Origin of the sequence: Luteimonas campi, from assembly GCF_051162505.1 — a bacterium.
Taxonomy (GTDB): domain Bacteria; phylum Pseudomonadota; class Gammaproteobacteria; order Xanthomonadales; family Xanthomonadaceae; genus Luteimonas.
In genome coordinates this window covers 39839-62705 of sequence record NZ_JBNWEM010000003.1, presented here as the reverse complement: position 1 = coordinate 62705, position 22867 = coordinate 39839, and the positions used below count along the sequence as shown (strand labels likewise).

General features: G+C 71.5%; 23 protein-coding genes. 15 read left to right on the top strand and 8 right to left on the bottom strand.

What is annotated here, in order from left to right; genetic code table 11:
• Positions 1-69 precede the first annotated feature (69 nt).
• The gene (locus tag ACQYVW_RS10135; protein ID WP_434946919.1) at positions 70-1053 is read right to left on the bottom strand and encodes a LysR family transcriptional regulator; all 984 of its coding nucleotides are present in this window, start codon (positions 1051-1053) and stop codon (positions 70-72) included.
• Between the two features lie 211 nt (positions 1054-1264).
• Here ACQYVW_RS10135 and cysG point away from each other — a divergent pair, with 211 nt between their 5' ends.
• From cysG to ACQYVW_RS10095, 8 genes are all read left to right on the top strand, one after another.
• On the top strand, positions 1265-2728 hold the full coding sequence (gene cysG / locus ACQYVW_RS10130) for a siroheme synthase CysG (RefSeq protein ID WP_434946918.1): 1464 nt from the start codon (positions 1265-1267) through the stop codon (positions 2726-2728).
• A 26-nt stretch (positions 2729-2754) separates the two neighbouring features.
• A complete protein-coding gene (gene cysK / locus ACQYVW_RS10125; RefSeq protein WP_434946917.1) occupies positions 2755-3732 on the top strand; it encodes a cysteine synthase A in 978 nt (325 codons plus the stop codon).
• Positions 3733-3755: 23 nt separating this feature from the next.
• A complete protein-coding gene (locus ACQYVW_RS10120) occupies positions 3756-3953 on the top strand; it encodes a DUF2292 domain-containing protein (protein ID WP_434935661.1) in 198 nt (65 codons plus the stop codon).
• Positions 3954-4034: 81 nt separating this feature from the next.
• A complete protein-coding gene (locus ACQYVW_RS10115) occupies positions 4035-5492 on the top strand; it encodes an OprO/OprP family phosphate-selective porin (protein ID WP_434946916.1) in 1458 nt (485 codons plus the stop codon).
• 22 nt (positions 5493-5514) lie between these two features.
• Positions 5515-6531, top strand: coding sequence for a sulfate ABC transporter substrate-binding protein (locus ACQYVW_RS10110; protein WP_434946915.1), 1017 nt, complete (start codon positions 5515-5517; stop codon positions 6529-6531).
• Between the two features lie 226 nt (positions 6532-6757).
• Positions 6758-7621 (top strand): sulfate ABC transporter permease subunit CysT, encoded by an 864-nt coding sequence (gene cysT, locus ACQYVW_RS10105; RefSeq protein ID WP_434946914.1) that lies wholly within the window; start codon positions 6758-6760, stop codon positions 7619-7621.
• On the top strand, positions 7614-8474 hold the full coding sequence (gene cysW, locus ACQYVW_RS10100; RefSeq protein ID WP_434946913.1) for a sulfate ABC transporter permease subunit CysW: 861 nt from the start codon (positions 7614-7616) through the stop codon (positions 8472-8474). The genes cysT and cysW overlap by 8 nt, the downstream gene beginning before the upstream one ends.
• 430 nt (positions 8475-8904) lie before the next feature.
• The gene (locus tag ACQYVW_RS10095; protein WP_434947207.1) at positions 8905-9948 is read left to right on the top strand and encodes a sulfate/molybdate ABC transporter ATP-binding protein; all 1044 of its coding nucleotides are present in this window, start codon (positions 8905-8907) and stop codon (positions 9946-9948) included.
• Between the two features lie 20 nt (positions 9949-9968).
• On the opposite strand, the gene ACQYVW_RS10090 is transcribed toward ACQYVW_RS10095, so the two are convergent.
• Positions 9969-11477 carry a mannose-1-phosphate guanylyltransferase/mannose-6-phosphate isomerase gene (locus ACQYVW_RS10090; RefSeq protein WP_434946912.1) on the bottom strand — a complete coding sequence of 503 codons (1509 nt, stop codon included), beginning with the start codon at positions 11475-11477 and terminating at the stop codon, positions 9969-9971.
• Between the two features lie 70 nt (positions 11478-11547).
• Here ACQYVW_RS10090 and ACQYVW_RS10085 point away from each other — a divergent pair, with 70 nt between their 5' ends.
• Both ACQYVW_RS10085 and murU read left to right on the top strand, forming a co-directional pair.
• The gene (locus ACQYVW_RS10085) at positions 11548-12567 is read left to right on the top strand and encodes an aminoglycoside phosphotransferase family protein (RefSeq protein WP_434946911.1); all 1020 of its coding nucleotides are present in this window, start codon (positions 11548-11550) and stop codon (positions 12565-12567) included.
• Between the two features lie 12 nt (positions 12568-12579).
• Positions 12580-13278 (top strand): N-acetylmuramate alpha-1-phosphate uridylyltransferase MurU, encoded by a 699-nt coding sequence (gene murU / locus ACQYVW_RS10080; RefSeq protein ID WP_434946910.1) that lies wholly within the window; start codon positions 12580-12582, stop codon positions 13276-13278.
• Positions 13279-13356: 78 nt separating this feature from the next.
• On the opposite strand, the gene hda is transcribed toward murU, so the two are convergent.
• Genes hda through ACQYVW_RS10065 form a run of 3 tightly spaced genes read right to left on the bottom strand, consistent with a single transcriptional unit; the run spans position 13357 to position 16370 of the window.
• Positions 13357-14067: a DnaA regulatory inactivator Hda gene (hda, locus tag ACQYVW_RS10075; protein WP_434946909.1), complete on the bottom strand. Its 711-nt coding sequence runs from the start codon at positions 14065-14067 to the stop codon at positions 13357-13359.
• A gap of 9 nt (positions 14068-14076) precedes the next feature.
• Positions 14077-15270, bottom strand: a complete 1194-nt coding sequence (locus ACQYVW_RS10070; protein WP_434946908.1) for an AI-2E family transporter — start codon at positions 15268-15270, stop codon at positions 14077-14079.
• Between the two features lie 17 nt (positions 15271-15287).
• Complete coding sequence (locus tag ACQYVW_RS10065; RefSeq protein WP_434946907.1) at positions 15288-16370, bottom strand: DUF2066 domain-containing protein; 1083 nt, start codon at positions 16368-16370, stop codon at positions 15288-15290.
• 140 nt (positions 16371-16510) lie between these two features.
• Between ACQYVW_RS10065 and purM the strand changes: the two genes are divergently transcribed.
• From purM to ACQYVW_RS10045, 4 genes are read left to right on the top strand one after another with little or no spacing between them, the layout of a single operon-like run.
• Positions 16511-17566 carry a phosphoribosylformylglycinamidine cyclo-ligase gene (purM, locus tag ACQYVW_RS10060; RefSeq protein WP_434946906.1) on the top strand — a complete coding sequence of 352 codons (1056 nt, stop codon included), beginning with the start codon at positions 16511-16513 and terminating at the stop codon, positions 17564-17566.
• 9 nt (positions 17567-17575) lie between these two features.
• Entirely contained in the window at positions 17576-18298 is a 723-nt protein-coding gene (gene purN / locus ACQYVW_RS10055; protein WP_434946905.1) for a phosphoribosylglycinamide formyltransferase, read from the top strand.
• Positions 18299-18308: 10 nt separating this feature from the next.
• A complete protein-coding gene (locus ACQYVW_RS10050; RefSeq protein ID WP_434946904.1) occupies positions 18309-19091 on the top strand; it encodes a DUF3108 domain-containing protein in 783 nt (260 codons plus the stop codon).
• Between the two features lie 8 nt (positions 19092-19099).
• Complete coding sequence (locus ACQYVW_RS10045) at positions 19100-19813, top strand: DUF3108 domain-containing protein (RefSeq protein WP_434947206.1); 714 nt, start codon at positions 19100-19102, stop codon at positions 19811-19813.
• Positions 19814-19906: 93 nt separating this feature from the next.
• Here ACQYVW_RS10045 and ACQYVW_RS10040 read toward each other — a convergent pair whose 3' ends face one another.
• Genes ACQYVW_RS10040 through ACQYVW_RS10030 form a run of 3 tightly spaced genes read right to left on the bottom strand, consistent with a single transcriptional unit; the run spans position 19907 to position 21725 of the window.
• Positions 19907-20233, bottom strand: coding sequence for an EF-hand domain-containing protein (locus ACQYVW_RS10040; RefSeq protein WP_434946903.1), 327 nt, complete (start codon positions 20231-20233; stop codon positions 19907-19909).
• A complete protein-coding gene (gene murA / locus ACQYVW_RS10035; protein WP_434934347.1) occupies positions 20230-21489 on the bottom strand; it encodes a UDP-N-acetylglucosamine 1-carboxyvinyltransferase in 1260 nt (419 codons plus the stop codon). The genes ACQYVW_RS10040 and murA overlap by 4 nt, the downstream gene beginning before the upstream one ends.
• On the bottom strand, positions 21489-21725 hold the full coding sequence (locus ACQYVW_RS10030; RefSeq protein WP_434934348.1) for a BolA family protein: 237 nt from the start codon (positions 21723-21725) through the stop codon (positions 21489-21491). The genes murA and ACQYVW_RS10030 overlap by 1 nt, the downstream gene beginning before the upstream one ends.
• A 119-nt stretch (positions 21726-21844) precedes the next feature.
• On the opposite strand from ACQYVW_RS10030, the gene ACQYVW_RS10025 reads away from it, so the two are divergent.
• Positions 21845-22843, top strand: a complete 999-nt coding sequence (locus tag ACQYVW_RS10025) for a KpsF/GutQ family sugar-phosphate isomerase (protein ID WP_434934349.1) — start codon at positions 21845-21847, stop codon at positions 22841-22843.
• Positions 22844-22867: the final 24 nt, after the last annotated feature.

Here is a 22867-nt window from a genome sequence, read left to right as displayed (position 1 = left end):
GGGCATCGCCACCTGGCGATGACGTGGCCGTCGCTGCGCGGCACGACAGCGCGCGCCGGGCCCGGTGCGCTAGATGGTGATCGCCTGGCTGAGTTCGCGCCAGCTCGGAGGACGCGGCCAGTCGGCATCGAGATTGCCCTCGATCACGCGGCGCAGGTCGCGGCGGTCGAGTTGTGGCGCCACGCCGTGCAGCAGGGCCAGCGCATAGTCGCGCAGTACCCGTCCGCGCGGGATCACCGCCCAGGTGATGCATTCGGGGATCTCGGCCGGCGCCTCGAGGATGCGCAGGTCGTCGTCCTCGCGCGGCCCCACCGCCATCTCGGCCAGCAGGCCGGCACCGAGCCCGGCGCGCACATAGGTCTTGATGAGGTTGGCGTCGCGCGCGGTCATCGCGATCTGCGGCTCGACGCCAGCGGCGGTGAAGGCGCGGCGCATCGACGAATCGCCGCGGGTCGAGGATTCGTAGCTGATCAACGGGTGCCGCGCCAGTTCCGCCAGCGTCGGCGCGCGCTGCAGGGCCGCGAGCGGATGCGACAGGGGCAGCAGCAGCACGCGCCGCCAGCGGTACAGCGGCACCGGCAATCCGCCCGACGGCGTACTTCCGGCGGTGCTGATCAGGGCCAGGTCGGCGCCGTCGTGCAGCTGCTGCAGGACCTCGGCGTCGCTGGCGGCCTGCAGGTCGACGTCCACGCGCGGGAATTCGCGCCGGATCGCGGCAATAATCGGCGGCAGCACGTAGCGCGCCTGGGTATGGGTGGTCGCCAGCAACAGGCGCCCGCTGTACTCGCCGCGTTCGTTGGCGGCGTAGCTGCGGATGTTGGCGGCTTCGGCCAGGATCCGGCGCGCGTGTTCGAGCACGCGCTCGCCGGCCGGGGCGATGGAATCGAGACTGCGCCCGCGCCGCACGAACAGCTGGAAGCCGAGTTCGTCCTCCAGTTGCTTGAGCTGCTTGGACAGCCCGGGCTGGGTCGCGTGCACGCGCTCGGCTGCCAGGGTGATGTTGAGCCCGGAGTCGGCGATGGCGACCAGGTAGCGCAGCTGGGTCAGGGTCATGGCGGCGGTCCGCGACCTGGTTTCGGCCGCAACTTCATCCTTTCATCATGATGGAAAGATGGAAGAGGCGATCATAGTCGCGCCCGCACGGGCTGTCCACGCCGCGCCGCCATTGGCTTATGCCCAGCTGGAATAAGCGCAGCACCCGTCGCCATTTCCGCAGCTGGCGGGGCACTCGCTAGCGTCGCCACATCCCGACCCGCCTGCGCCGATGCCTGACACGCCCGCCACCGCCCGGCTGTTCCCCCTGTTCGCCGACCTGCGCGGCCGCGCCGTGCTGGTGGTCGGCGGCGGCGCGGTGGCCGCACGCAAGGTCGAGGCGCTGGCGGGTACCGGCGCCCAGGTACGGGTCGGCGCCCCTGCCCTGTCGCCGGCGCTGGCCGCGCTGGCGGCCGAGGGCGGGATCCAGCACCTGCCCGGGCGGTTCGACACCTCCTGGCTCGACGGCGCCTGGCTGGCGATCGCCGCCACCGACGACGCCGCCGTCAACCGCGCCGTGGCCGAGGCCGGCGAGGCACGCGGCATCTGGGTGAACGTGGTCGACGATGCGGCACTGGCGCGCGCGCACCTGCCCGCGCGGGTCGAGCGCGGCCCGCTGCAGATCGCGATCTCCAGCGGCGGCGGCGCGCCGATGCTGGCGAGGCTGGTCCGCGAGCGGCTGGAAGCCCAGTTCGACGACTCCTTCGACGCGCTGGCCGGCCTGCTCGCCCGCCACCGCCCGCGGATCACGGCGCGCTGGCCGGACACCGCCGCGCGCCGTCGCGCCTTCGAGCGGCTGCTGTCGGGCCCGCTGCAGGGCCTGCTGCGTCGACACCGGCACATCGAGGCCGAGCGCGAGCTGGAGCGGGCCCTGGCGCCAGCGTCCGAGCCGACCGCACAGGCAGTGGCGTCCTCGCGGGGCTCGGTCGCCCTGGTGGGCGCCGGTCCCGGCGATGCGGGCCTGCTCACGCTGCGTGCGCTGCGCCTGCTGAACGAGGCCGACGTGATCCTGTACGACCGCCTGGTCAGCGAGGACGTGCTGCAGCTGGCGCGTCGCGATGCCGACCGTATCGAGGTGGGCAAGCGCGCCGGCCACCATGCGGTGCCGCAGGAGTCGATCAACGCGCTGCTGGTCGAACACGCCGCCGCCGGCCGGCGCGTGGTTCGGCTCAAGGGAGGCGATCCGTTCGTGTTCGGACGCGGCGGCGAGGAACTCGAAGCCCTGCGCGCGGCCGGCATCGCCTACGAAGTGGTGCCCGGCATCACCGCCGCGGCCGCCTGCGCGGCCTATGCCGGCATCCCGCTCACCCATCGCGACCATGCGCAGTCGGTGCGCCTCGTCACCGCCCACGCCAAGGACGGACCGGACACCCTGGACTGGCCCGCCCTGGCCCAGGAGCGGCAGACCCTGGCCTTCTACATGGGCGTGGCGCGGCTGGACGTGGTGCAGGCGCAACTGATCGCGCATGGGCGCGCGCCGGACACGCCCTTCGCGCTCGTCGAGAACGGGGCGCGTGCCGACCAGCGCGTCGTCCACGGCCGGCTAACCGATTTGTCACACCTGGCGCGGCACCACGCCGTACAGTCGCCTGCGCTGCTGATCGTCGGCGAAGTCGCCGCGCTGGCCGGCGCGCTGCACTGGTTCGGCGCCGCACCGCTCGGCACAGGCGAGGTTCCGCTCGCCGACGCCGCCTGACCGCCCACCCGCATCGAGACCCGACCATGGCCCTCTACGACAGCATCCTCGACACCATCGGCAACACCCCGATCGTGAAGCTGCACCGCATCGCGCCGGCGCACGTGACCCTGTACGCGAAGGTGGAATCCTTCAATCCCGGCGGCTCGGTCAAGGACCGCCTGGCGCTGGCGATCGTGCTCGACGCCGAGGCGCGCGGCGTACTCAAGCCCGGCGACACCATCGTCGAGGCGACCTCGGGCAACACCGGCGTGGCGCTGGCGCAGGTGGCCGCGGCGCGCGGCTACCGCTTCGTCGCGGTGATGGTGGAAACCTTCTCGATCGAGCGGCGCAAGCTGATGCGCGCCTACGGCGCCAAGGTGATCCTCACCCCCGCCGCCGAGCGCGGCACCGGCATGGTGAAGCGGGCGAAGGAACTGGCCGAGAAGCATGGCTGGTTCCTGGCCTCGCAGTTCACCAACCCGGCCAACCCCGCCTACCACCGCCAAACCACGGCGGCCGAGATCCTGCGCGATTTCGCCGGGCGGCGCCTGGATTATTTCGTCAGCGGCTGGGGCACGGGCGGCACCCTGACCGGCGTGGGCGAGGTGCTGAAGGTCGCGCGTCCGGAGGTGAAGATCATCGCCACCGAACCGGCCGGCGCTTCGCTGCTGGGCGGCAAGGAATGGACGCCGCACAAGATCCAGGGCTGGACCCCGGACTTCCTGCCCGATGTCCTCAGCCGCACGGTGCACGACCAGTTGCTGCCGGTGACCGACGACGAGGCGCTGGACACCGCGCGCCGGCTGGCCGCGGAGGAAGGCGTGTTCGTCGGCATCTCCGCCGGCGCCACGGTCGCGGCCGCACTCAAGGTGGCGGCGGACGCGCCCGAAGGCTCGGTGCTGCTGGCCACCCTGCCCGACACCGGCGAACGCTATTTCTCGACCCCGCTGTTCGCCAATCTCGTCGAGGGTTCCGACGACGAATGGCTGGCCGGAATCGAGGGCGCGCGCGACGCCGCCTGACCCGTCCCGCCGAGGGCATCGCCATGAGCCTGTCCCCCACTCATCCCCGCAACGCGGCGCCCGGCCCAGCCGAACACGGCGAACCGGCGGCGATCAGCGAAGCCGAGCGCGCCGTCCTCGACGCCGTCCGCGACCTGGCCTATGGCCAGGTCGAGGTGGTGGTCCACTCCTCGCGCATCGTGCAGATCACGCGCAGCCAGAAGCTGCGGCTCGGCGACTGACGCCAGCCGCGATCCCGCAGTTCCACGGTGCCGACCGGACGACCGGAGGCGCTTTTCCCGACGACATCCGAGGAAAACGCCATGCGATCGTTCAACCCGCCGCCACCCGGCACACCCACCGCCCCACGCCGCGCCGCCCTGGCCCTGAGCCTGGCCCTGCTGTCCGTCCCGGCCTTCGCGCGGCAGGCGCCGACCGCCGACGAGATCGCCGAGCGCCTGCGCATCGTCGAGCGCAGGCTCGGCATCGCGCCCGGCGATACCGCCGCGCAGTCCGATCTGGCCGAACTCGACCGTCGCCTGCGCGCGGTCGAGCTGGGGCTCGAAGACCGCGACCGCCAGGCCGCGGCCGCCGTCGCGGCCACGCCGGCCCCGGCCCCGGCGATCACCCTTGCCGCCGACAAGGGCGCTTCGATCCGCAGCGCCGACGGCGCGGTGCAGCTCAGGCTCGGCGCACTGGCGCAGGCCGACCATCGCGTCTTCATCGACGACGACCAGCGTCCGCAGAACGATTCCTTCCTCTGGCGCCGCATCCGCCCGACGCTGGAAGGCAGCTGGGGCGACCTGGTCGGCTTCCGCATCACGCCCGAGTTCGCGGGCGACAGCGCCTCGATCGTCGACGCCTACGTCGACCTGAAGCTCAGCCCCGCGGCCACGCTGCGCCTGGGCAAGGTCAAGGGTCCGATCGCGCTGGAACGGCTGCAGGGGGGCGGCGCCACCGCCTTCATCGAACGCGGCTTCCCGACCGAGCTGGCGCCCAACCGCGAACTGGGCGTGCAACTGCAGGGCACGCTGGCGGATTCCAAGCTGAACTACGTCGTCGGCGTCTACAACGGCGCGCCGGACGGCCGCGACAGCCCCACCACCAATCCCGACAGCGATTACGAACTGGCCGGCCGCCTGTTCCTCGAACCGTGGAAGGGCGGCGACACTGCGCTGTCCGGCCTGGGCTTCGGCGTCGCGGCCAGCAGCGGCGACAAGCACGGTGCCGGCAACAGCTTCCTGCCGCGCTACCGCACGCCGGGCCAGGCGACGTTCTTCAGCTACCTGGCCACCGTCGCCGCCGACGGCCGGCACACGCGCTGGTCGCCACAGGCGTACTGGTACGCCGGTTCGGCCGGCGTGCTCGGCGAGTACATCCGCTCACGCCAGGACGTCGTGGACACGGGCTCGGGCAGCCGCGCCGCGCTCGAGCACAGCGCCTGGCAGCTCACCGGCAGCTGGGTGCTGACCGGAGAGAAGGCCAGCTATCGCGGGGTCAAGCCGAACCGCCCGTTCGCGCGCGAGGGCGGCTGGGGCGCGTTCGAACTGGTCGCCCGCTACGGCGAACTGGACGTGGACGACGCCGCCTTTCCGCTGTTCGCTTCCGCCACCGCCTCGGCCTCGGAAACCACGGCCTGGGCGCTCGGCCTGAACTGGTACCTGACCGGCAACCTCAAGCTGGTCGCCAACTACGCGCAGGCCGGCTTCGACGGCGGCGCGGCCGGCGGCGATCGCGAGGACGAGAAGACCTTCTTCACCCGCGCCCAGTTCTCCTTCTGACTCCCATTCGAGAGCACATGCCATGAACATCAATGCCAGGCACCTCCTCGCCGTCCTGCTGATCGGATTCGCGGCCAGCACGGGTTCCGTCGCCGCACAGGAGGTCGAACTGCTGAACGTGTCCTACGACCCCACCCGCGAGCTTTACGCGGAGTTCAACGACGCGTTCGCAAAGAAATGGAAGGCCGAGACCGGCCAGACCCTCACCGTGCGTGCCTCGCACGGCGGTTCGGGCAAGCAGGCGCGCTCGGTGATCGACGGGCTGGAGGCGGACGTGGTCACCCTCGCGCTGTCGGGCGACATCGATGCGATCGCGCAGAACACCGACCTGCTGGCGAAGGACTGGCAGTCGCGCCTGCCCCACAACAGCTCGCCCTACACCTCGACCATCGTGTTCCTGGTGCGCAAGGGCAATCCCAAGCGGATCGTGGACTGGGGCGATCTCGCCAAACCGGGCGTCGGTGTGATCACGCCCAACCCCAAGACCTCGGGCGGCGCGCGCTGGAACTACCTTGCCGCCTGGGCCTGGGCATCGCGCGAGTACCGCAAGGGCGATCTGGTGGTGGACTACCTGAAGAAGCTGTTCGCCAACGTGCCCGTGCTCGATACCGGCGCACGCGGCTCGACCACCACGTTCGTCGAGCGCGGCATCGGCGACGTGCTGCTGGCCTGGGAGAACGAGGCGCTGCTGACCCTGGCCGATGGCGATACCGCGGCGAAGTTCGAGATCGTCTACCCGAGCCTGAGCATCAAGGCCGAACCGCCGGTGGCGGTGGTGGACGGCAACGTCGCCAGGCGCGGCACGCAGCAGGTGGCCGAGGCCTATCTGCAGCACCTGTATTCGCCCGAGGGCCAGCGCCTGGCGGCCAGTCACCACTACCGTCCATCGCGTCCCGAGTCGGTGCCGGCGCAGGCGATCGCGCACTTCAAGCCGATCCCGCAGATCACGATCGACGACGCCTTCGGCGGCTGGGCCAAGGCGCAGCAGCTGCACTTCGCCGATGGCGGCTTCTTCGACCGGATCTACCGGCCGCGGTGATCCTCGCGCGTTCGCAGCCGGGCTGGCGCCGCCATGCGAACACGAGAACAGGTCCGCCGGCGACAGGCGGATCCCTCGTGCAGCGAACGGCATCCGCTGCGGTCCGGCGAGCGCAGCGGGCGAGCCTCCGGATGCATGCGGACGCGCCCCGTTCGAGCCTTGACAAACGTCATCGCCCCGGCCCCTCCACCCATACTGACGCTCCATCACCTGCCCTGATGCGCCCATGAACGCCCTCGCCCTTCCACTCCCCCGCCCGCGCTGGCGGCGACCACTTCCCGGCTTCGGGCTGAGCCTCGGCCTGGGCATGGCATGGCTGGGCGTGGTGGTGCTGCTGCCGCTGGCGGCGCTGACCTTCCGCGCCGCCGGGCTGGGCAGCGACGGCTGGCTGCGCGCGATCCAGGACGAGCGCGTGCAGGCGGCGCTGAAGGTGAGCTTCGGCACCGCCTTCGTCGCCGCCCTGATCGCGTTGTTCGCCGGCGCGCTGGTGGCCTGGGTGCTGGTGCGCTACCGCTTCCCGGGCCGGCGCCTGCTGGACGCGCTGGTCGACCTGCCCTTCGCGCTGCCGACCGCCGTGGCCGGCATCGCGCTGACCGCGATCTACGCGCCCAATGGCTGGATCGGGCAGTTCCTCGAGCCGCGCGGCATCCAGATCGCCTACCAGTTGGCCGGCATCGTGATCGCGCTCGTGTTCATCGGCCTGCCGTTCGCGGTGCGCACCGTCCAGCCGATCCTCGAATCGCTGGGCCGCGAACAGGAGCAGGCGGCCGCCTCGCTGGGCGCGTCGCGCTTCACCACCCTGCGCCGGGTGGTGCTGCCGGAGCTGCTGCCGGCGCTGCTGACCGGTTTCTCGCTTGCGTTCGCGCGCGGACTGGGCGAGTACGGCTCCGTCATCTTCATCGCCGGCAACAAGCCCTACCAGACCGAAATCGCGCCGCTGCTGATCACGATCCGGCTGGAGGAGTACGACTACAACGGCGCGATCGCGCTTGCGGCGCTGATGCTGGCCGCCTCGTTCGCCTGCCTGCTCGCGATCAACCTGATCCCGCTGCTGTTCCGCCACGAGCGCAGGAGCGGCCGCGATGCCTGAGCACGCCGTCGCCCACGGACTGGACACGCCGCCCTGGCTGCGCCGCACCCTGATCGGCGCGGCGGCGCTGGTGATGGCCCTGCTGGTGGTGCTGCCGCTGCTGATGGTGCTGATGTCGGCCTTCGGCGAGGGCTTCGCCACGTGGTGGGGGGCGCTGACCACGCCCGACGCGATCTCCGCGCTCAACCTGACCCTGCTCACCGCCGCGATCGTGATCCCGGTCAATGCCGTGTTCGGCGTGATCGCGGCCTGGTCGCTGACCCGGTTCGAGTTCCGCGGCAAGCGCGTACTGCTGGCGCTGGTCGACCTGCCATTCGCCGTGTCGCCGGTGGTGGCCGGCCTGTGCCTGGTGCTGCTGTTCGGCTCGCAGGGCTGGTTCGCCGACCTGCTGCGGGCCTGGGACATCAAGATCCTGTTCGCCCGTCCCGGCATCGTGCTGGCCACGCTGTTCATCACCTTCCCGTTCGTGGTGCGCGAACTGGTGCCGCTGATGCAGCAGCAGGGCAGCGAGGAGGAGGTGGTGGCGCGTTCGCTCGGCGCCGGCGCCTGGACGATGTTCTTCCGCGTGACCCTGCCCAACATCAAGTGGGGCCTGCTGTACGGCGTGTTGCTGTGCGGCGCGCGGGCGATGGGCGAGTTCGGCGCGGTCTCGGTGGTGTCGGGCCACATCCGCGGCCTGACCAACACCCTGCCGCTGCATATCGAGATCCTCTACAACGAGTTCGACAGCACCGGCGCGTTCGCGGTGTCGTCGCTGCTGGCGGGGCTGGCGCTGGTGACGCTGGTGCTGAAGTTCTGGCTGGAGGCGCGCCACGGCGACTCGCTGGCCAAGGCGCACCGGAGGCAGGGATGAGGGCGGTCATCGCTTGTGTGCGTGGCGCTGGCGATGCGGCATCGCAGACCGCGTGTGGCTGGCGCGATGCCTCGGAGGCTGCCGTGAAGTCGTTCGCCGCTCCCGGCCGTGGCGACGGCGTTGCATCAGCGCGGAGCGCTTGCGGCTCGCGCCGCCAGGCTGCTTCGAAGTCGCAAGCGAGTCGGTTCGTCTTCGCGCCACTTGGTGACGGCGCTGCAGCACGCCCGGCCTGTCGAGCCCGGGCGACCCCGGCGGGCACAGCGATGCGCCGACCCGCAGCCGCCCGCCACGAGTTCCCCCTTTCCATGGAAGTGACCGCATGCTGCTGATCGACCAGAACCTGCCGCCCAATCGCCCGCTGCCGCCGGGTCGCGCGACGGATGCCGGCGGAATCGGCGATCATCGCGCCATGGACAGCAGCGGCCAGGGCGTGGACCTGCACATCGAGGGCGTCGCCAAGCGCTATGGCGGCACGACCGCGCTCGACAGCGTCGACCTGCACATCGTCTCGGGCGAACTGGTGGCCCTGCTCGGGCCGTCGGGGTCGGGCAAGACCACGCTGCTGCGGGTGATCGCGGGCTTGCTGCCGGCCGACGGCGGCCGCGTGCGCTTCGGCGATACCGACGCCACCGAGCTGAGCCTGCGCGAGCGCAATGTGGGCTTCGTGTTCCAGCAGTACGCGCTGTTCCGCCACATGACCGTCGCCGAGAACATCGCCTTCGGCCTGCGCAGCCGGCCGCGCCGGCGCCGGCCCGATCGCGCCACGATCGCGCGGCGCGTGGACGAACTGCTCGCGCTGATCCAGCTGCCGGAACACGGTGCCCGCTATCCCGAGCAGCTGTCCGGCGGCCAGAAGCAGCGCGTCGCACTGGCGCGCGCCCTGGCGATCGACCCGACCGTGCTGCTGCTGGACGAACCATTCGGCGCGCTCGACGCGAAGGTGCGCATCGAACTGCGCCGCTGGCTGCGCCGGCTGCACGACCAGACCGGGCAGACCACCGTGTTCGTCACCCACGACCAGGACGAGGCGCTGGAACTGGCCGATCGCGTGGTGGTGCTGCGCGACGGGCGCATCGAGCAGGTCGGCACGCCGCGCGAGATCTACGACGCGCCGGCATCGTCCTATGTCTTCGACTTCATCGGTCGCGCCAGCGTGCTCGACGGCCGGGTCGAGGCCGGACGCTTCCACCCCGCCGGGCAGGCCGCGTCGATGGACGCGCCCGGCCGGGCGGACGGCCCGGCGCGCCTGTATCTGCGCCCGCACGACGCCACGCCGGTGGCGCAGGGCGGGGGACTGGAGGCGCGCGTCACGGCCGTCCACCACCACGCCGGTCGCATCACCCTCGAACTCGCCCTGGCAGGGCAGTCCGGCAGCCTCGAACTCGACCTGCCCGCCTCGCCTGGCGTGCAGGTGCCTGCCACCGGCGACACGCTCGGCGTGCGCCTGCAGCGCTACCGCGTCTACCCGGCCTGAATCGTGGGTGGCGACCCGGCCTAGGAGCGGCCGTAGACGTCGTCGTAGCGGACGATGTCGTCCTCGCCCAGGTAGCTGCCCGATTGCACCTCGATCAGCTCCAGCATCTCCGTGCCGGGATTTTCCAGCCGGTGCTTCGCGCCCAGCGGGATGTAGGTCGACTGGTTGGCGTACAGCTCGAACACATCGTTGTCCCGGGTGATGCGCGCGGTGCCGCGCACCACGATCCAGTGTTCGGCACGGTGCCGGTGGGACTGCAGCGACAGGCGGGCGCCCGGCTTGACCCGGATCCGCTTGACCTGGAAGCAGCCTTCCTCCTGGTCGATCGAATCGTAGCTGCCCCAGGGCCGATGCACTTCGCGATGCAGCACCGCATGGCTGCGCTGGCCGGCCTTGAGCTGCGCCACCACCTGCTTCACCTCCTGGACCCGATCCTTGCGCGCCACCAGCACCGCGTCGTCGGTCTCGACCACGACCAGGTCGTCGACGCCGACCAGGGCCACCAACCGACGCGCATAGGCATAGCTGTTGCGCGAATCGACCGCGATCACGTCGCCGTGGTGGGCGTTTCCCTGCTGGTCCTGTTCGCTCACTTCCCACAGCGCCGACCAGGAGCCGACGTCGTTCCAGCCGATGTCCACCGGCAGCACGCGTGCATCGGCGGTCTTCTCCATCACCGCGTAGTCGATGGAGTCGGACGGGCAGGCGGAGAACGCCTCGCGGTCGAGCCGGATGAAGTCGCCATCGCGCGCGGCACCGTCGAACGCCTGGCGCACCGCCGCCAGGATGTCCGGCCGGAACCGCTCGAGTTCGGCCAGGTAGCGCGAGGCCCGGAACAGGAACATCCCGCTGTTCCAGAAATAGCCGCCAGCGGCCAGGTAGGAGGCCGCGGTGCCGGCATCGGGCTTCTCGACGAAGCGCAGTACGCGCTGGATCTGTCCTTCCTCATACGACGCGCCCGCCCTCCCCGGCGCAGCGCCTGGAGCTTCGGACTGTCCTGCCCGGCCATCCACGGCCGGGCGCCCGGATGCACTGCCAGCAGGGCGTGCGCCTTCGCCCTGGATGTAGCCGAATCCGGTCTCGGGCGCCGAAGGCACGATGCCGAAGGTCACCAGCGCGCCGGCCTCGGCGGCGGGCACGGCCGCGCGCACCGCCTCCTGGAACCCGGCGTCGTCGCGCACCACATGGTCGGAAGGCAGCACCAGCAACAGCGGATCGTCCCCGTCCTGCATGGCCTGCAGCGCGGCTGCGGCGATGGCGGGCGCGGTGTTGCGGCCGACCGGCTCGAGCACGATGTCGGCGCGGGCGACGCCCAGCAACCGCAACTGCTCGGCCGCCAGGAAACGATGTTCCTCGTTGGCCACCACGATCGGAACCGAGGACGCCAGCGGTGCGACCCGGCGCCAGGTGTCCTGCAGCATGGTGTGCTCGCCGGCCAGGGCCAGGAACTGTTTGGGATAGGCCTCGCGCGACAGCGGCCACAGCCGGGTCCCCGAACCGCCCGACAACAACACCGGCTGCAGTTTCATGCCCACTCTCGCCCGGAAAAGCACGGCAGTTTACCCTTTGCCCCGCCGGCCCTCCCCGGCGGGAGAGATCATGGTTCAGCCGTACGCCCCCCAAGACCGCGACCAGCAGCGCCTCGACTGGCTCCGCACCACGCTCTCGGAGCCGGGCACCGGCCTGGAGCGTGCGTCGTTCGATGCGGATTTCCGCAGTTACTGGCGTACCACCGGGCGCGCGCCCAGCCTGATCCTGATGGATGCGCCGCCGGAGCTGATGGACGTGCGCCCGTGGCTGGCGATCGGACAGCTGTTGCAGGCCGGTGGCCTGCGCGTGCCCGCGGTGCTGGCGCAGGATCTGGAACAGGGCTTCCTGCTGCTCGAGGATCTGGGCGTGCAGACCTACCTGCATGCGATCGACGAAGCCAACGCCGACGCGATGTTCGAGCTGGCGATGTCGCGCCTGGTGGAGCTGCAGTCGATCGCGCCGCCCGCCGGACTGCCCGCCTACGACGAAGCGCTGCTCCTGCGCGAGCTGCGGCTGTTCGACGAGTGGTTTCTCGGCGTGCATCTCGGGGTCGCGCTGGACGACGACGAGCGCGACGCCCTGCACGAGGCCTACCGGGTCCTGATCGAATCGGCGCTGGCGCAGCCCCAGGTGCTGGTGCACCGCGACTACATGCCGCGCAATCTGATGCCCTGCGGCGGGGACGTCGCCATCCTCGATTTCCAGGATGCCGTGCTCGGCCCGATCGCCTACGATCCGGCCTGCCTGTTCAAGGATGCCTTCGTCAGCTGGCCGGAACCGCGCGTGTCCGGCTGGCACGCCCGGTACCATGCGCTCGCCGGCGCCGCCGGCCTGCCGGTGCCGCCGCTGGCGCAGTGGCGCATCGACCTGGACATGATCGGCGTGCATCGCCATCTCAAGGTGCTCGGCATCTTCGCGCGGCTCGAGCACCGCGACGGCAAGCCCAAGTACATCGCCGACGCGCCCCGCTTCATCGCCTATCTCGACGCCGTGCTGCCGCGGCATCCGCAGCTGGCCCCGCTCGCCCGCCTCATCGATGCGCGCGTGCGCCCGGCGATGGCGGCCGGCAGCGCAATCGCCATCGCCTGACCCGGCACGCGCATGAAGGCTCTGATCTTCGCCGCCGGGCTGGGCGAGCGCATGCGCCCGCTCACCGATTCCACGCCCAAGCCGCTGCTGCGCGCAGGCGGCAAGCCGCTGATCGCCTGGCATCTCGAACGCCTGGCCGCCATTGGCGTACGCGAGGTGGTGGTCAATACCTCGTGGCTGGCGTCGCAGTTCCCGGCCACGCTCGGCGATGGTGCGGCCTTCGGCCTGCGCATCGCCTATTCCGACGAAGGCCCGGTGCCGCTGGAGACCGGTGGCGGCATGCTGCAGGCGTTGACGCGCCTGGGCGAGGCGCCGTTCCTCGCGATCAACGGCGACATCTGGACCGACTTCGATTTCTCGCGGCTGCCCGCCGAACCGGCGGGCGATGTCCATCTGGTGATGGTGGACAACCCGCAGCACCACCCGCAGGGCGATTTCGCGCTGCAGCCAGACGGACGCCTGCACGACGCCGGTGACGCGCGCCTGACCTTCTCGGGCATCGGCGTCTACCGGCCGCGGCTGCTGCAGGGCTGGCGCGAGGTGATCGGGGACGCGCCCGGCGTCGACGCGGTCCCGCCGCGTTTCCGCATCGCGCCGCTGCTGCGCGCGGCCATGCGCCGTGGCGCCGCGACCGGCGAGCACCACGCCGGCGCGTGGACGGATGTCGGCACGCCCGAGCGCCTGCGCCAGCTGGATGACACGCTGGGCTGAGCGGGCGCGCACGCCTGCGGCGTGGAGCCGGCCGCTCCGGCGCGACGCGGTGGTGCGCGTCGTCGTGACCGCCGCCGCTCAGCCCTGGCCCGCGCCCAGCACCTCGCGCAGGAAGGGCACGGTGATGCGCCGCTTCGCGGCGAGCGATGCACGATCCAGACGATCGAGCGACGCGGTCAGCCCGGACAGGTCGCGGCCGGCATGGCGCAGCAGCCAGTCGATGGCCGCCCCATCCAGCTGCAGGCCGCGACGCTGCGCACGCAGCCGCAACACCTCGCCGCGGCCCCCATCGTCCAGCCGCTCGAGCATCAGCCGGGTGCACTGCGCCAGGCGCGACGCCAGGTCGGGCAGCGCCAGCGGCAGTGCGTCGGGCGTGGCGCGGGCGGTGTACAGCACGCGCCGGCCGGCGTCGTGCATGCGGTTGTGGAAGTGGAACAGGGCGACCTCGTCGTCGCGGTCGCCGGCAACCGCCTCCACGCCGTCCAGCGCCACCAGGTCGAGCGCATGCATCGACTCCAGGGCGTCGGCCACGCGCCCCGCGGCGCCCGCGAGCGGCAGGTAACCGGCGCGCGCACCCGCGGCATCGGCTTCGGCGCAGACGGCCAGCGCCAGATGGGTCTTGCCGGTGCCCGCCGGCCCCGCCAGCAGCAGCGCGCGATCCACGGCGGCGGCGCCCGCGAACGCACGCAGCTGGGCGGCCACGGCGGGATCGCGCGCGTGGAAGGTGTCCAGGCGCTGGTCGGGCGGATAGCGCAGCGCCAGCGGCAGCTGCGGCGGAGCGGCTGGCATGGTCACGGCTCAGGCGTCGCGGGGACCGCGATCGTCGGTGGCGCTGCCGATATCGTCCTCGAGCACGATGCCGCCCGGCGCGCGCTGTCCCTCCAGCACGATCCTGGGTCCGTCCCCCGCATACAGGCGGCTCTGCGTATAGCGTTCGTGCGCGAACCGCAGCAGCACGTTGCCGATCGCGGCCACCGGCAGCGCGATCAGCATGCCGACGAACCCGAACAGCTGGCCGCCGGCCATGATCGCGAAGATCACCGCCACCGGATGCAGGCCGATGCGGTCGCCGACGATGCGCGGGGTGAGGATGTAGCTCTCGATCAGCTGCCCGACCGTGAACACCACCCCCACCAGCACCAGCAGCTGCAGGTCGAAGCCCTGCGACTGCACCAGTGCGGCGAGAATCGCCAGCACGATGCCGGTGGCCGCGCCGAGGTAGGGCACGAAGCTGATCAGGCCCGCGACGATGCCGATCAGCAGGCCGAGATTGAGACCGATGAGCGACAGGCCGGCGGCGTAGATCGCCCCGAGCGCGATCATCACGATGAACTGCCCACGCAGGAATGCGCCCAGCACCTCGTCCGACTCGCGCGCCAGCCGCGACACGGTGCCGATGTGGTCGCGCGGGATCATCGCGGCCACCCGCTCGACCAGCAGGTCCCAGTCGCGCAGGAAGTAGAAGGTCAGGATCGGCAGCAGCACGATGTTGGCGATCCAGGCCAGGAACGCGAAACCCGAAGTGGAGATGTAGCCGAAGACGGTGGCGGCCACGCCGCCGGCCTGCGCCCAGTGCGAGCGCACCAGTTCGAACAGCCGCTGCGGGTCGAGCCAGGAGGTGATCTCGATGCCGGTGCGCGCCTCCACCCAGGGCAGCGCGGTCTCCATGAACCAGTCGCGGTACTGCGGCAACGCCTCGATCAGGGTCACCACCTGGCGCTCGACCATCGGCACCAGGATCAACACCACCAGCACCAGCAGCATCAGCATCAGCACGAAGACCAGGGTCACCGCCACCGGCCGCGAGCGGCCGGCGCGCTCGAGCCGGTCGACCAGCGGGTCGCCCAGCCAGCCCAGCAGCGCGGCCAGCACGAACGGGGTGAGGATCGGCCCCAGCAGTGCGATCAGCCAGAGCACTGCGAACCCGACCAGGCCCCATTGCAGGCGTCGCAGGAAACGCGCGATGTCGAGGGTCGCGGGAGTGTCGGCCATCGGTTCGGCTCCGTCGGTCAACGCAGCAGGTAGACCGGCGTGGCCAGCTCGTCGTCGCCCTCGACCTCGAGCAGCACCGACTCGTCGACCATGCGGCGGAAGCCCGCCATGCCGGTCAGCAGGTCGAGCTCGACCTCGAGGCGGTCGGCGCTGGCCTGCAGCGGCCGGATCGCGCGCACCACCGACATGCGCTGCAGCGCCGCCGACAGCCGCAGGTAGTCGCCACCGCCGCGCAGGCCGGTGAATACGATGCGCTGTGCGACCGGTTCGGCCGGGGCCGTGGTCTTGGCGTAGCGCGCGATCAGCGCGTCCGCGGCACCGTCCGCGCCAGTGGCCATGGCCCGGCGCGCGTCGCCGTCCGACTCCGACCAGCGCGACAGCACGCGACCGCTGTCGACGAAGATCCAGTCGGCCTTCCAGCCGCCGCCGTCGCGGTAGAGCTTGCCGATGAGCTGCATCGGCGGGTTGTAGCGTGCCGACAGGCGCGCGATGGCCGCGGTATCGCCGCGCCAGATCGCGGCGGCGGCGGCCTGTTCGGCGGCGCTGCCCGAGGGCAGGCCCAGCCGGTAGCCGCGCTCGATCGCGCGCTGCAGCAGCGGACGCGCGGCATTGCTCTGCTGCACGCCCACCAGGCGCGGGCCCTTGCCATCGTCGATCGCCAGCCAGATCACCGGCTTGGGCCGCGGCTGCGGCCAGACCGGCAGGCCGAGGGCCGCGGTCAGGCCATCGATCGCCTCCGGCACGAAGCGCACCACCAGCATGGTGCGGAAGTTGGGCGCGCCGGTCGGGCCGACGCTCTCGTCCTGGCGGTAGTCGAAGCCATCGACGTAATCGGCGGCGCGCCGCAGTTCCTGGGCGACGCCGGGTCGGCTGGCGATGCCGCGATCGCCGGACAGTTTGGCGAACACCTGCGCGAGCGCGCGCGCATAGCCCGCCGTGCGCTCGGCCTCGGCCTGGGTGCGCACCTGCACCTCGGCCTCGTACAGGCCCTCGGCCTCGGCGCGATCGCCTTCCACGCGCTGCGCGGCCGCCGGCACCGCCAGCAGCAGCGCCGCCAGGGCCCACCCGATCATCCAGGCACCACGTACAGCCAATCGCATCCGACGTCCTTCACCGCTCCGGTCGTGGCGAAATGGTGCCACAAAGCCCCCTGCCCGGCTCCCGCCGCAGGCCGGCGGCCGCCGGGCGAGGCGCGTGCGACTGCTAGAATCGCGGGCCGCCCGGCCCGAGCTCGCGCACCGTGACCACCCCTCCTTCCGCCCCCACCGGCCTGACCTACCGCGACGCCGGGGTCGACATCGATGCGGGCAACGAAGTCGTCGAACGCATCAAGCCGCTGGTCAAGCGCAGCTTCCGACCGGAGGTCATGGGCGGGCTGGGGGGCTTCGGCGCGCTGTTCGACCTGTCGGGCAAGTACCGCGAGCCGGTGCTGGTCTCGGGCACCGACGGGGTGGGCACCAAGCTCAAGCTGGCCCAGCAGCTCGGCCGCCACGACACGATCGGCATCGACCTGGTCGGGATGTGCGTGAACGACGTGCTGGTGCAGGGCGCCGAGCCGCTGTTCTTCCTCGACTACTTCGCCACCGGCAAGCTCGACGTGGAAACCACGGTGTCCGTGGTCGGGGGCATCGCCAAGGGTTGCGAACTGTCGGGCTGCGCCCTGATCGGCGGCGAAACGGCCGAAATGCCGGACATGTACCCTCCCGGCGAGTACGACCTGGCCGGCTTCTGCGTGGCCGCGGTGGAGAAGTCCGAGCTGCGCGACGGCGCCTCGGTGCGCGCGGGCGACGTGCTGATCGGCATCGCCTCGAGCGGGCCGCACTCCAATGGTTATTCGCTGATCCGCCGCATCTACGACCGCGCAGGGCGCCCGGACGCGCTGGACGTGGGTGGCGTCAGCCTGGCCGATGCGCTGATGGCGCCTACCCGGCTGTACGTCAAGCCGGTCCTGGAACTGCTGCGCGGCGCCTTCGGGCCGTCGATCCACGCCATGGCCCACATCACCGGCGGCGGCCTCACCGAGAACATCATCCGCGTGGTGCCCGACGGTCTGGGCCTGGAGATCGAAGCGTCCGCGTGGAACCTGCCGCCCGTCTTCGACTGGCTGCAGCGGGAGGGCAACGTCGCCCGCGAGGAGATGTGGCGCACGTTCAACTGCGGCATCGGCTTCGTGCTGCTGGCCGACCGCGATGCGGTGGCCGGCCTCGGCGGCGAACTGGCACGGCTGGGCCTGGCGCACTGGCGCATCGGCGAGGTCGTTGCCGCGCGCGACGACGGACGCGTCCGGATCGGCTGAGGCCGGCCGATGGTGCACGGGGCAGCGGACGGCGGCAGGCCGGCCGCCGACGATGGGGCTGCGCGGCCCGCACGGGCCGCTCCGCTGCGGCTGGCGGTGCTGGTGTCGGGCCGCGGCAGCAACCTGCAGGCGATCCTCGACGCCATCGCCCGCGGCGATCTGCGGGCCGAGGTGGTCGGCGTGCTGTCGGACCGGGCGTCCGCGCCCGCGCTGGCGCTGGCGCGTGCCGCCGGCGTGCCCGCCGCTTCGCTGTCTCCGCGCCGGTTCGCGTCGCGCGCGCAGTTCGACCAGGCGCTGTTCGAGGCCGTGGATGCGCATTCGCCCGACCTGATCGTCTGCGCCGGCTACATGCGCCTGATCGACGGCGCCGCGATCGCAGCGCGCGCCGGCCGCATCATCAACATCCACCCCTCGCTGCTGCCGGCGTTCAAGGGCCTGCATACGCACCGCCAGGCGCTGGCGGCCGGCGTCGACGTGCACGGCGCCAGCGTCCACTTCGTCACCGCCGACCTCGACGGTGGCCCGGTGATCGCGCAGGCCCCCGTGCCCGTCCTGGCCGGAGACGACGAGGCCGCGCTCGCGGCGCGGGTGCTGGCGCGCGAACATCCGCTGCTGGTGCAGACGCTGCGGCTGTTCGCCGATCGCGCCGTGATGCTGCGTGAAGACAGCATCCAGATCGCGGGTGAACGGCGCCCGCCGCTTCAGCTGTCAGCCAATAACCGCTTTGCATGATGTCGGGCCGATGCGCCTGACCTTTCCCATTGCCGCCCGCGTATTAGCCGCGACGCTCTGCGTGGCGGCGTGCTGTCCGCTGTACGCGGCCGCCGCCCCCATGCAGGACGCGGCCGCAGCCGCGGCCCCGGCAACCCCTGCGCTGCAGCCGTTCCTGGCCAGCTACGAGGCCTGGTACGGCGGCAAGCGTGCCGGCACCGCGACCATGCGCCTGACCCGGGACGACGCGGCGTCGCGCTGGCGGATCGACCTGGGCATCCGCGGCGATCGTGGCTTTGCCGGCATCCTGGGCCTGAACATCGAGCAGAGCACGGTATTCGACGAGGCCAACGCCATCTACCGGCCGCTGTCGCAGAGCACGGTGCGCAAGGCGCTGATGTTCAACCGTCGGATCACCGGCACCTACGACTGGCACAGCCAGAGCGCGCGCTGGACCGGCGACATCAAGAAGGAACGCCGCGAACCGCTGCCGATCCGCTACGGCGACATGAGCGGCCTGCTGATCAATCTGGCGGTGATCCGCGACGCCGAGCCGGGCCGGGAGCTGAACTACCGTTTCGTCGACGGCGGCCGTGCGCGCGACTACGCGTATCGCGTCGCGGACCAGACCGAGGCGGTCACCGTCTCCGAACTGAGCTACGAGGCGATGCGTGTGGAGCGCACCAACGGCGGCAACGACGAAACCGTCTTCTGGATCGCCGACGGCGTGCCGACACCCGTACGTATCCTGCAGCGTGAGGACGGCGAGGACGCCGTCGACCTGCGCCTGATCGAGTACCAGGAACTGCAATGAGGAAGACCATGACCATGTTCCGCCGCCCCCTCCGCGCCGCCGCGTTTGCCGTTGCGCTCGCCGCCTCCGCTGCAACCGCCGCTGCCTCCGCGGTCGAGCCGTTCAGCGCCGACTACAGCGCCAACTACATGGGCATGCAGGGCACCGGCCGCATGACCCTCGCCCCCGCCGGCGACGGCCGCTGGAAGTACAGCCTGGACGTGAATGGCGCGGGCGCGCGCATGTCGCAGAGCACCGTGTTCGAGGCGGATGGCGGGCAGTGGCGCCCGCTGTCGGGCAACGATTCGCAGGCTGGCGAATCGGGCCTGGCCGCCATGCTGGTGAAGAAGCGTTCGGTCAACGCAACCTACGACTGGAGCAGCGGCCGCGCCACCTGGGACGGGGACGTGAAGGAGGATCGGCGTGGCCCGGTGAAGCTGCAGCCGGGCGATGTGGACGGCATGCTGCTCAACCTCGCCCTGGTGCGCGACTTCAAGGCCGGCAAGGACCTGAGCTATCGCCTGGTCGAGGACGGCCGCGTGCGCCGTCGGGTGTTCGAACCCGCGGGCACCGAGCAGGTGACGGTGGGCGGCCAGAGCCACAAGGCCACCAAGGTGGCGTGGCGGGACGAGGACCGGAGCATCACGGCCTGGATCGTCGAGGATCTGCCCGTGCCCGCCCGCATCCTGCAGCAGCGCGACGGCCGCGACCATATCGACCTGCAGTTGAAGGCGGTGCGCTGAGGCTAGGAGATTCCGCGGGCCTTGGCAGATGCCTGGGCTCTGCGGCCTGGGGTCAGCTGACGATCTCCGGGGCCGGAACCGGGCGCAGCCCGCCTACCGAGCGTCGGCGGCGTCCGCGCCCGCCACTTCCACCCGGCACTCCACACGGAAGGGTGCCTGGCGATCGCGCAGCCGCGCGTAATGGCGGCAGGTGCGCTGGCCGTCCCGGGTCTCCTCGACGGCGATGATGGTGTAACCCTGCAGGATCTCGTCGCGGCTGACCGTGCCGTCGTCGTTCCAGTCCATCGCGCGCGGCTCGATGCCGCTGAATCCAGCCACGCCCATCGCCCGCAGTACGCCCATGGCCGCGAGCAGCAGCAGGATCGCCGCCAGCAGCGCCTTGCGTCGCGGCGAGAACCGGGTCCGGCCGCGCCTGCTCACGCGACCCGCCGGATCCGGGCACCGAGGCCCGACAGCTTGCGTTCGATGTGCTCGTAGCCGCGATCGAGGTGGTAGATGCGGTCGATCGTGGTCTCGCCCTCGGCCACCAGGCCGGCGAGGATCAGCGAGGCCGAGGCCCGCAGGTCGGTGGCCATCACCGGCGCGCCGCTGAGTCGTGGCACGCCGGCGACGGTGGCGCGATGGCCGTCCACGCGGATGTCGGCCCCCAGCCGCATCAGTTCGTTCACGTGCATGAAGCGGTTCTCGAAGATCCGCTCGTCGATCGTGCCCGTGCCCTCGGCGATGCTGTTCAGCGCCATGAACTGCGCCTGCATGTCGGTGGGAAAGCCGGGGTGCGGTTCGGTTACCAGGTCGACCGCGCGTGGCCGGCGGCCATGCATGTCCACGGTGATGCGGTCGCCCTCCACGCTCACCTCGGCGCCGGCCTCGCCGAGCTTGTGCAGCACCGCGCCCAGCGTGTCGGCGCGCGCATGCGTGGCGGTGACGCGGCCGCCGGTGATCGCGCCGGCCACCAGGAAGGTGCCGGTCTCGATGCGGTCGGCGATCACGTCGTGGCGCGCGCCATGCAGGCGATCGACGCCGTGCACGGTGATGCGCGAGGTGCCCGCGCCCTCGATGCGCGCGCCCATCGCAACCAGGCAGTCGGCCAGGTCGACGATCTCGGGCTCGCGCGCGGCGTTGTCGATGGTAGTGGTGCCCTCGGCCAGGGTGGCCGCCATCAGCACGTTCTCGGTGGCGCCGACGCTGACCATCTCGAAATCGACATGCCCGCCCTGCAGCCGGCCGGCACGGGCCTTGATGAAGCCGTGCTCGACCACGATTTCGGCGCCCAGCGCCTCCAGCGCCTTGATGTGCAGGTCGACCGGACGCGAGCCGATCGCGCAGCCGCCCGGCAGCGAGACTTCGGCCGCGCCATGGCGCGCCAGCAGCGGCCCCAGCACCAGCACCGAGGCGCGCATGGTGCGCACCAGCTCGTACGGCGCCAGGTGGCTGTCGACCGTGGACGGATCGACGCGGACGATGCCCGCGGCGATGTCGTGGCCGATCCCCGCGCCGAGCCCGCCCAGCAGGCGCGCGGTGGTGCGCACGTCGTGCAGGTGCGGCACGTTGGCGATCTCCACCGGCGCGTCGGCCAACAGGGTGGCGCACAGGATCGGCAGCACCGCGTTCTTGGCGCCGGAGATGCGCACTTCGCCCTCGAGCACGGCACCGCCGGAGACGATGATCTTGTCCATCAGGCGCGCGCCGCCTCGTCGGGGGTCAGGGTCTTCAGCGCGAGGGCGTGGATTTCCCCGCCCATGCGGTCGCCAAGGGTGGCGTAGACCATGCGGTGGCGGGCCAGCGGCAGCTTGCCGGCAAAGGCCTCGGAGACCACCAGCGCCTCGAAATGCACGCCGTCGTCGCCGTATACCTCGACGCGGGCACCGGGCAGGCCCTGCTGGATCAGATCGCGGATGAACTCGGGGGTCATGGGGTTCCTGCTGAAGCGCGCATGAGCCGGACGCCCGCGCCAGCCGCGTGGCGGACCTTTCGCGCCGGCGAGCGCCTAAAATGAACGGCTTAGGTTATCGGAAAGACCGGCCACCGGATATGGCGACATCCCCCGAACAGCCCACGGCATCCGTCGATTTCGCCGCCAGCGGCCGGCGCGTGTTCGCACTCGAGGCACGCGGCCTGGAAGCGGTCGCCGCGCGCGTCGATGGCGCCTTCTCCAGCGCCTGCGCCCTGATCCTGGGCGCATCGGGGCGGGTGGTCTGCACCGGCATGGGCAAGTCGGGACACGTGGCGCGCAAGATCGCCGCGACCTTGGCCTCGACCGGCACCCCCGCCTTCTACATGCACCCGGGCGAGGCCGGCCATGGCGACCTGGGCATGGTGACCGACGCGGACATCGTGCTGGCGGTGTCCTATTCGGGCGAGTCGGACGAGATCCTGATGCTGCTGCCGGCGCTCAAGCGCCAGGGGAACCGGCTGCTGGCGATGACCGGACGCCCCGGCTCGACCCTCGCCACCGCCGCCGACGTCCACTTGGACGTGAGCGTGCCGGAGGAAGCCTGCCCGCTGCACCTGGCACCGACCACCAGCACCACCGCGACCATGGCGATGGGCGACGCGCTGGCGGTCGCCCTGCTCGAGGCGCGCGGCTTCACCGCCGACGACTTCGCCCGCTCGCATCCGGCCGGCGCCCTGGGCCGGCGCCTGCTGCTGCACATCGGCGACGTGATGCATACCGGGCAGGACGTGCCGCGGGTGCCGGGCGACGCCTCGCTCGGCGACGCGCTGCTGGAGATGAGCCGCAAGCGGCTGGGCGTCACCGCGGTGGTCGATGGCGACGGCGTCCTGCTGGGCCTGTACACCGACGGCGACCTGCGCCGCACCCTGGGCGATCGCAGCGTCGACGTGCACGCCACGCCGATCTCCGAAGTGATGACCCGCGATCCGGTGACCATCGGCAGCGAGGCGCTCGCGGTCGAGGCGGCCCGGCTGATGGAGACGCGCAAGATCAACGCCCTGCTCGTCCTGGACGCGCAGCGGCGCGTGGTCGGCGCGCTCAACGTGCACGACCTGTTGCGCGCGCGCGTGGTCTGATCGTGGTTCCATGCGTTCGTGGCC